General features: G+C 66.4%; 8 protein-coding genes. 7 read left to right on the top strand and 1 reads right to left on the bottom strand.

The annotated features are described in order from the left end of the window. Positions 1–177 precede the first annotated feature (177 nt). A protein-coding gene (locus tag ACUXPL_RS11965) for an IS3 family transposase (protein WP_144862608.1) occupies positions 178–1,427 on the top strand; the annotation gives its coding sequence in 2 pieces (ribosomal slippage) (positions 178–487 and positions 487–1,427; 1,251 coding nt in all). 99 nt (positions 1,428–1,526) lie between these two features. Here ACUXPL_RS11965 and ACUXPL_RS11960 read toward each other — a convergent pair. Continuing rightward, positions 1,527–2,789 (bottom strand): alpha-D-ribose 1-methylphosphonate 5-triphosphate diphosphatase, encoded by a 1,263-nt coding sequence (locus ACUXPL_RS11960; protein WP_050992891.1) that lies wholly within the window; start codon positions 2,787–2,789, stop codon positions 1,527–1,529. Positions 2,790–2,964: 175 nt separating this feature from the next. Between ACUXPL_RS11960 and phnC the strand changes: the two genes are divergently transcribed. From phnC to ACUXPL_RS11930, 6 genes are all read left to right on the top strand, one after another. Then, the gene (gene phnC, locus ACUXPL_RS11955) at positions 2,965–3,825 is read left to right on the top strand and encodes a phosphonate ABC transporter ATP-binding protein (RefSeq protein WP_454184025.1); all 861 of its coding nucleotides are present in this window, start codon (positions 2,965–2,967) and stop codon (positions 3,823–3,825) included. Positions 3,826–3,842: 17 nt separating this feature from the next. Then, on the top strand, positions 3,843–4,745 hold the full coding sequence (gene phnD, locus ACUXPL_RS11950; protein ID WP_206395895.1) for a phosphate/phosphite/phosphonate ABC transporter substrate-binding protein: 903 nt from the start codon (positions 3,843–3,845) through the stop codon (positions 4,743–4,745). Beyond that, on the top strand, positions 4,742–5,590 hold the full coding sequence (gene phnE / locus ACUXPL_RS11945) for a phosphonate ABC transporter, permease protein PhnE (protein ID WP_049158471.1): 849 nt from the start codon (positions 4,742–4,744) through the stop codon (positions 5,588–5,590). Before phnD ends, phnE begins: the two co-directional genes overlap by 4 nt. Positions 5,591–5,616: 26 nt before the next feature. Further along, positions 5,617–6,648 carry a phosphonate dehydrogenase gene (locus ACUXPL_RS11940; RefSeq protein ID WP_049158470.1) on the top strand — a complete coding sequence of 344 codons (1,032 nt, stop codon included), beginning with the start codon at positions 5,617–5,619 and terminating at the stop codon, positions 6,646–6,648. Positions 6,649–6,665: 17 nt separating this feature from the next. Then, positions 6,666–7,400: a GntR family transcriptional regulator gene (locus ACUXPL_RS11935; RefSeq protein WP_208115292.1), complete on the top strand. Its 735-nt coding sequence runs from the start codon at positions 6,666–6,668 to the stop codon at positions 7,398–7,400. 129 nt (positions 7,401–7,529) lie between these two features. Beyond that, positions 7,530–8,445 (top strand): IS5 family transposase gene (locus ACUXPL_RS11930; RefSeq protein ID WP_255168179.1). Its coding sequence is split into 2 segments (ribosomal slippage): positions 7,530–7,904 and positions 7,906–8,445, totalling 915 coding nucleotides; the frame shifts between segments, so codons are not numbered across the junction. The last annotated feature ends 116 nt before the right edge of the window (positions 8,446–8,561 follow it).

Genomic DNA, 8,561 nt, shown 5'->3' with positions numbered 1-8,561 from the left:
CTACCTAACCCCAGCCGAGTACGCTCGGCAGTGCACCCATCAAATGGAAACCGACGACTCACAGAACGTCCGGACCGAATGAAGGGGGCGGCTCATCGCGTTTTGCACCCGGCGCTTGACCCCTGATCTTGGACACGCTGATTCCAGCACGATGATTGGGAAGCGAGAATCCAAGGGATGGCTAGGAAGAACTACACGGACGAGTTCCGGCAGCGGGCGGTGGACTTGTACGAGTCGACGCCCGGTGCGACGTTGAATGGCATCGCGGCGGACCTCGGGATCTCCCGCGGTGCGCTGCGGGAGTGGGTCGAGAAGCACGGCTCGGGCACGACGACCGCCGGCACCATGTCGCCGCCCACGTCGGGGCGGTCGGAGTCGCAGGCGGCGAGGATCGTGCGGCTGGAGGCGGAACTGGCGGCGTCGAAGGCGGAGAAGCTGAAGCTCGAGACGGAGCGGGACATCCTCCGTCAGGCGGCGAAGTATTTCGCCGGGGAGACGAACTGGTGAACCGCTTCCAGTTCGTCGAGGACCACAAGGACGCCTACGGCGTGAAGCGGTTGTGCGAGATCGTCGAGATCGCGAGGTCGTCGTTCTACGCCTGGCTCGCGGCGGCTCCGGGACGGGCGGCGAGAGCGGCCGAAGATACAGCCCTCGCCGCACGGATCAGGGTGCTGCAGGACCCCGCCCAGGGCGGCGACCGCGCCTACGGGGCACCCCGGATCACCGCCGACCTCAACGACGGCGTCACCACCGCCGCCGAGCGGGTGAATCACAAGCGCGTCGCCCGCGTGATGCGTGAGCACCAGCTGGTGGGGATCCGGCTGCGACGCCGGGTGAAGACCACGATCCCGGACCAGTCCGGGAGGAAGTTCCCCGACCTGATCGGCCGGGACTTCTCGATCGGGGAGCCGAACCGCCGGTACGTCGGCGATATCACCTACCTCCCGATCGCAGACGGGTCGAACCTGTATCTCGCGACGTGCATCGACCTCGGCTCCCGCAAGCTCGCGGGCTGGCAGGTCGCCGACCACATGCGCACCGAACTCGTCGAGGACGCACTCCGCGCCGCGGCCCGCGACCGCGGCAGTCTCGCCGGCGCCGTGTTTCACAGCGACCACGGCAGCGTCTACGCCTCGAAGGCCTACGCGGCCCTCTGCGAGCAGCTCACCGTCGTCCAGTCCATGGGTGCGGTGGGCACGAGTGCCGACAACTCACTCGCGGAGAGTTTCAACGCCGCGCTCAAGCGGGAGCTTCTCGAGGGCCGGGCCGCATTTCCAGATCAGGCCACGGCCTACCGGGCCGTGTTCCGATGGGCGAACCGCTACAACACCCGCCGACGCCACTCCACGATCGGCCAGGTGAGCCCAAATAGCTACGAGAACGCCTACGACGCCGCGAGGTCAGCTACCCTCACGGAAGCGGCATAACCGAACCGACACCGTGTCCACGATCAAGGGGCAAGGCCCCCTCCCCCCACTCTTTCCCTGCGGGTGAGCTTGCTCCACCTCAGAGATCAGCTGATCCTCTCATCTTGGTCGCCCACCAATAAGAACTCCTCTTGTGAGGGAGAGAGTGGAGGGCCACCTCTTGGTGAGGTCGGCGAGGATCAGGTCGGCTCGATGTCCTTCGGTCAGAGAGCCACGGTCGTCAAGACCCACACAGGCGGCTGCACCGGAAGTCACGAGCCGCACCGCCTGGGGAAGCGTTGCAATTCCATCACGCACTAGTCGCAGTGCGCCCGGAAGCATCGATGTGGGGATGTAGTCGCTAGCCAACGCGTCGATCAGGCCCGCAGATGCGAGTTCGGATGCCGGTACGTTGCCGGTGTGAGATCTTCCCCGGACGATGTTCGGTGCCCCCGCGACGATGAGCATCCCGTGATCCCGGGCCGCACGGGCAGCCGCGACTGTTGTCGGGAACTCCGCCACACTACAGCCACGGTCGGCAGCCGCCGACACCTCCTCCGGTGTCGCGAGGTCGTGGGCGAAAAGTCGAATGGAACCTGCCCGGACCAAGCCCTCCAACCACGACAGAGTACGGTCACGCACAGCAAGGCGCTCGTCACGACTGCTGCGCCACCATTCCACATGATCAGCAGCGTCGTCGTCACTCATTCGATCGCTGTCAACCAGCCACTTCTGCATTTTCGCTGGGTCGGCGAACTGTCCCTGCCCCGGCGTGTGGTCTTCGTGCGACACGACGGGCACTCGTCCACCCGGAAGACACGAATCACCATCGTTCGGCCCCTGTGGATGCAGTGCACACATCTCGTCCTGAGGTGCCGATTCCGATGACTCCAACTCCTTCGTGAGCAGCGCAAGTCCGTATTCGCAGCGCACATCGAGCCGGTGCAGAACCTGATGATCGACTTGAGTGTCGTCAGTGCGACGGAGTGCTCCCGAGAGTTCGGACGCTGCGGGAGAATCGATCGGTCTTCCCACGATCGACCGTTCCTGGAAGGCCAGGCCGTGGAACGCGGTAGTGATGCCTGCCGCACGAAGCCGGGCACCCGCAGACGCAACCGCGAAGGAGGGATCGAGAACGACACCGGGCCGTGGACGGATATCTCGCGACAGCACATCGCTGTGGACGTCGACGAGCCCGGGCAGCACGTGTGCGCCGCGAGCATCCAGGTCACAGGCAGTGCCACGTGGATGCGGCCCGACGTGAGCGATTCGACCGCTGCGGACGACCACCCGGGCGTCGTCGATCACCCCGTTGGGCAGCACTGCTGTGGCGTGGCCGATCACGAGATCGGAGACTGGGCGGTCCGAGGTGAAGGATGTCACGGCCAGACAGCCTTCCATCCGGTCTTGACCCTCATGTGGACGCCTCATGAACGGCTGCCCACAAGAATGCCCTGTTCGTCCTTGATTCACACACCGTTGTCCAGCACCCCCCTTGGAGTTCACAAATCCTCTATACCTTTGCGGAGGCAACCAGGAGTCATATAGAGGACTTGACATGATCGAACTCGTCGACGTCAGTAAGACCTATAAGGGCGGCGTGCAGGCTTTGGGACCCACGGCCCTCTCGATCGAGGCCGGGAGAGTGACCGTGCTCCTCGGCCCGTCGGGAGCTGGCAAGTCCACGCTGCTGCGGTGCATGAATTTGCTCGTGAAGCCGAGCACGGGAGGCGTGCGAGCGGACGGCGTGCCGTCGCTCGAAACGCGCGGCGACCTTCGACGGCATCGCCGGCGCACCGGGATGGTGTTCCAGCACCACCAGCTCATCCCGCGTTACACAGCGCTGCGGAATGTGCTGCTCGGCCGGGTCGGATATTACAGCTTCTGGCGCAGCCTCCTGCCGTTCGGCCGCGCCGACGAGCGCATCGCCCTGGAGGCGCTCGACCGTGTCGGACTGCTGGACAAGGCCCTCACCCGAGTCGACAACCTCAGCGGCGGCATGCAGCAGCGTGTGGGGATCGCCCGCGCACTCGCCCAGCAACCGGATCTGATCCTTGCCGATGAACCCGTGGCCAGCCTCGATCCCGCTACCGCACGTCGCGTCATGGAGCTGCTGCGCCGCGTCAGCCAGGAGAGCGGCATCACTCTCGTCGCCAGCCTTCATCAGGTCGACCTCGCGCTCGAGCACGCCGACCGCATCGTCGGCCTCGCCCATGGCCGGATCGTTTACGACGGTCCCGCAGACGAAGTCGACGACGATGACCTCCGCGTGATCTACGAAGACGCACGCGACGAGCCGCAGGCTCAGGATGCCTCCCTTCCCGTCGACGACCGACTCGTGATCGAGCCTCCTGACCCCAGTCTCCGCACCCACCCGTCACCTGAAAATCGACCCACCCGATCGCCCTCGATCAACTGAAACAGGAGTGAATCACCGTGCTTGGACGCCCCCGCCTCACCGCAGCCGCAACAGCAGCCCTGACGGCTTCTGCCCTTCTCCTCTCCGGCTGCACTGCCGCCTCCGAGTCCGAGGCAAGCGCCGCCCCCGAAACCCTTCGGGTTGCGCTGCTTCCCGATGAGAATGCCTCGGAGGTCATCAAGAACAATGAACCACTCAAGAGTTACCTCGAGGAGCAGCTGGGGCTGGAGGTCGAGCTCGTGGTGACGACCGACTACTCCTCGATGATCGAGGCGATGGCCGGCGGCCGCCTCGAACTCGGCTACTTCGGCCCGCTGTCATACGTCCTCGCGCAGGAGAAGGCCGACATTGAACCCTTCGCCGCACTGCAGGAAGTCGAGGGCGAGGACCCCACCTACCAGTCGGTCTTCATCGCCAACAGCGAGTCCGGAATCGAATCCCTCGACGATGTCGCCGGCAAGACTGTCGCGTGGGGCGACCAGGCGAGCACGTCGAGCCATCTGATCCCCAAGGCCATGCTCGCCGAAGGCGCGGACCTGCGAGTTGACCACGGCGATTATGAAGAGCAGTACGTCGGCTCTCACGATGCGGTGGCCCTGGCGGTCCAGAACGGCAATGCGGATGCGGGGGGCATGAGCCTGCCCATCTATGAGCGCATGGTCGAAGAGGGACTCATCGACCCCACGACGGTCGTCAAGGTCCAGGAGTCCGAGCCTTACGCCAACTATCCGTGGACCATGCAGTCAGACCTCCCCGAAGACCTGAAGGAGAAGCTGCGGAGAACGTTCCTGGACCTCGAGGACCCGGCGGTGCTCGAACCGTTCGACGCCGCCGGGTTCGAAGAGGTCACCGACGCGGACTATGACGCGGTGCGCGAGCTCGCACCTCTGCTCGACATCGACCTTGAGGACTACCAGTGAGCACCAGCACGGAAAGCGCGAGCACCGTCGGCCTGGTGGACGAGCGGCGAGAGCAGGACTACCTGCGGATCTCCGACAAGGCACGGTCCGGCTGGAGGCGCTCGGTCGCTGTCACCGGACTCGTCCTCGTCACCGTGCTGGTGAGCTCGTGGGTCGTCGGGATGCTCGACGGCGCCCGCATGATCACCGGACTGACGGACATCGCCGACCTGCTGAGCGAGATGTGGGTCCCGGACTTCTCCAACCTCAACAGCTGGTGGGGCCCGCTGTGGGACTCGATGACGATGAGCATCGCGGCCACCGCACTGGCGGTGCTGCTCTCCGTTCCGCTGGCATTGTGCGGTGCGCGCAACACCGCGCCGCATCCGGCTGTCTACTGGGTCGCCCGGCTCATCCTCAACGTGCTGCGCTCCGTGCCGGAGCTGATCCTGGCCATCGTCTTCGTGGCGGCCGTCGGCTTCGGCGCTCTGCCCGGAGCGCTGGCGCTGGGGATCCACTCCGCGGGGATGGTGGGCAAGTTCTTCGCCGAGGCGATCGAGCATGCCGATCACGCGCCTGTGGAGGCCGCCCGCGCGACTGGTGCCGGCCCGGCGCAGGTGATCCTGCACGGCATCCTGCCGCAGGTTCTGCCGCAAATGGTTGACACGACCGTTTACCGCTGGGAGCTCAACTTCCGGGCTTCGGTGGTCGTGGGCGTCGTCGGAGCCGGCGGTATCGGTTTCGAACTGATCGCTGCCCTCCGCACCCTCCAGTACGACGAGGTCGCCGCAATCCTGCTCGTCATCCTAGCCACAGTCACCCTGGTCGACGCCCTCGGCGGAGCGTTGCGGAAGAGGTTCAAATGACAAACAAACATCCGATGGATGCGCATATGACGGAGACCCGCCACCGCCCGGTGGTGGTCCTCACCCACCGGGTGCATCCCCTGATCCTTCAGATGCTCACTGACACCTGCGAGGTGATCGCGAACCAGAGCGACAGCAGCCTGCCCGCCTCGGAGCTGCGACGAAGGGCAGCGGACGCGGACGCCCTCATGGCGTTCATGCCGGATCGAATCACCGCGGAGTTCCTCGACGCCTGTCCGCGCCTGCAGGTGGTCGCCGGCGCTCTCAAGGGCCACGACAACATCGATGCCGACGCGTGCACCGAGCGCGGGATCTGGCTGACGCGGGTAGAGGACCTCCTCACCGAACCCACGGCTGAGCTCGCCGTCGGTCTGCTCATCGGACTCGCGCGCAACATCGCGGTAGGAGACCGCGCGGTGCGGGCCCGCCTCGCAGGATGGCGACCGACGCTCTATGGAAGCACGCTCGTGGGCTCGACAATCGGCCTCGTGGGCGCGGGAAGGCTCGGCCGGGCAGTGGCGCGACTGCTCAGCGGGTTCGAGGCGAATCTGCTCTACTGCGATCCCTCGCCGGTGTCCGGTGAGGAAGATCTGCAGATGGAGCGTGTGGAGCTGTCGGAGCTGCTGGCGCGCACCGATGCAGTAGTGGTCTGCGCACCGCTAGATGTGAACACCCTGCACCTGCTCGACCGGCCCCGACTGGAATCCATGCGTCCGGGGTCACTGCTCGTCAACGTCGGTCGCGGCTCCGTAGTGGACGAGGTCGCCGTGGCTGAGCTGCTACGTCGCGGACACCTCGGCGGATTCGCCTCGGACGTGTTCGAGTTCGAGGACCTCTCGCGCCCGGACCGACCTCGGGACGTGCCAGAGGAGCTCCGGGCGATGCAGGACCGCACTCTCTTTACTCCGCACCTCGGGTCCGCTGTGGCCTCCGCGAGGCTCGCGATTGAGGAACGTGCTGCCAAGGCTATCCTGCAGGCGCTTGCCGGCGAGGTGCCCGACGGCGCTGTCAACCGTCCCCAGCGCACCGCATCTCCCGTTCCGACGCCTGCGATATGATCAGTTCCATCAACCACGTGACGTCGAAGCAGCCCTCACCTCGGGTCCCGGTGTATTTGGCCGCGGCAGACGCTCTCGCCGAGCAGATCGCAGATCACCCGGTCGGTACCCGGCTTCCGTCGGAAGACGCGCTCGCCGGTCAGCTCGGTGTCAGCCGACTGACCGCGCGGGCGGCGTTGGCGGAATTGGAGAGGCGCTACCTGGTGCGGCGACGGCAGGGCAGCGGCACGTACGTCTCCCGTCGGGTCGACTACACGATCAGCCGCTGCCATCCGCCGTCATGGAGCCAGAGCGTCCGCAATGCGGGACTCACACCTGACGTCCGGACCACAGAATGGCGACTCGAGACTCCGTCGCCCGAGGTGCGCCGGCGAATGAGGATGGGACCGAGGCGGCAGGTGCTGGCGCTCTCGCGTGACCGGTACATCGACAACGAGCTGGTCGGCTTCGCCGAGTCCTTCTTCGACACGCAGCTGGTGCCGGACCTGCCCCAGGTTCTCGACCCGTTCGCCTCGCTGTACGAGACCCTGGATGATCACTACGGGCTCCGACCGGTTCGCGGATGGTTCGGCGTGGCCATCGATCCCGCACCGCCTGAGGTCGCCGAGCACCTCGGGCTGAGCGGCCGACCGCCGGTCATCTCGATCCGCTCACGGACAGATGCCGCAGCACGAGACCACCAGCCGGTGGAGCTCACGGTCTCGTGGCTGAGGGCCGACGTATTCCGCATCGAGATCGACTTCGACACATGAGTCCGCCAGCGTAGGCCTTTCCGCAGGCGAACCCTGACCCACCGTCAGCGCGCCCTGCAGGCCAGCTCCAAAGATGGCGTTAGGGCGTGTCTCCCTTATCGGTGATGAGGCTCGCGGCAGGCTGGTCGGGTGAGATCAACGGGATCGCGATATCGGGTGTTCACGGACGAGCAGTGGGCGTGGATCGAGCCGTTGTTGCCCTCGAATCAGGGCCGGCGCGGGCACCCGTTCGGTGACCACCGGCGGGTGGTCGAGGGCATCGCCTACCGGTACCGGACCGGGATCCCGTGGCGGGACCTGCCGCGGGAGCAGTTCGGGCCGTGGCAGACGGTGTGGAAACGCCACCGCCGCTACGCCGCGGACGGCACCTGGGACCGAGTCCTGACCCAGGTGCTGGCCGAGGCCGATGCGGCCGGGATGATCGACTGGGCCGTCTCGGTCGATGCCACCATTGCCCGAGCCCATCAGCACGCCACGAACACGGCCCGCCCGGACCAGGACACAGGGGGCCGGGGCGAATCACAAGAAACTGCCGCTGACCGAGGTTGAACCGCCTGGTCACGGCATCGGACGCTCCCGCGGTGGACTGACCACCAAGATCCACCACGCCGTCGATGGCCGGGGCCGGCCGCTGGCCACGATCGTCACCGGTGGCCAGCGCAACGACGGGGCCGTGCTGGCACAGGTACTGGCTGAGATCCACGTTCCCCGACGCGGCCCCGGGGCGGCGCGGACCCGACCGGAGGCGGTGATCGCGGACCGGGCCTACGCCACCGGGGTGATCCGCACCGAACTGCGTCGGCGCCGGATCCGGGCGGTCATCCCGGACAAGAAGGACCAGATCGCCGCCCGCCAACGGCGGGGTAGTCGCGGCGGGCGACCCCCGGCCTTCGACGGGCAGGCCTACCGCGGGCGCAACGTCGTGGAACGGTACTTCGCCCTGGCCAAGCAATGGCGCGGCTTGGCTACTCGCTACGACAAGCTCGCCATCACCTACCGCGCCGCCGTCACCGTTTGCGCCATTCTCACCTGGCTACGCGCATAAGGGAGACACGCCCTAGTCGAGTTGGGCTGACCCCGTTTCGTAGGTCCAGTCGTTATGAGAGTCGTCCTGTTGCCCGCGGTCGCGGGCAGGGAGACTGGTCAGATCATGACGAACAG

It is taken from the genome of Micrococcus sp. 140720015-1, from assembly GCF_053627595.1.
This window is presented reverse-complemented; position numbering and strand designations above follow the sequence as displayed.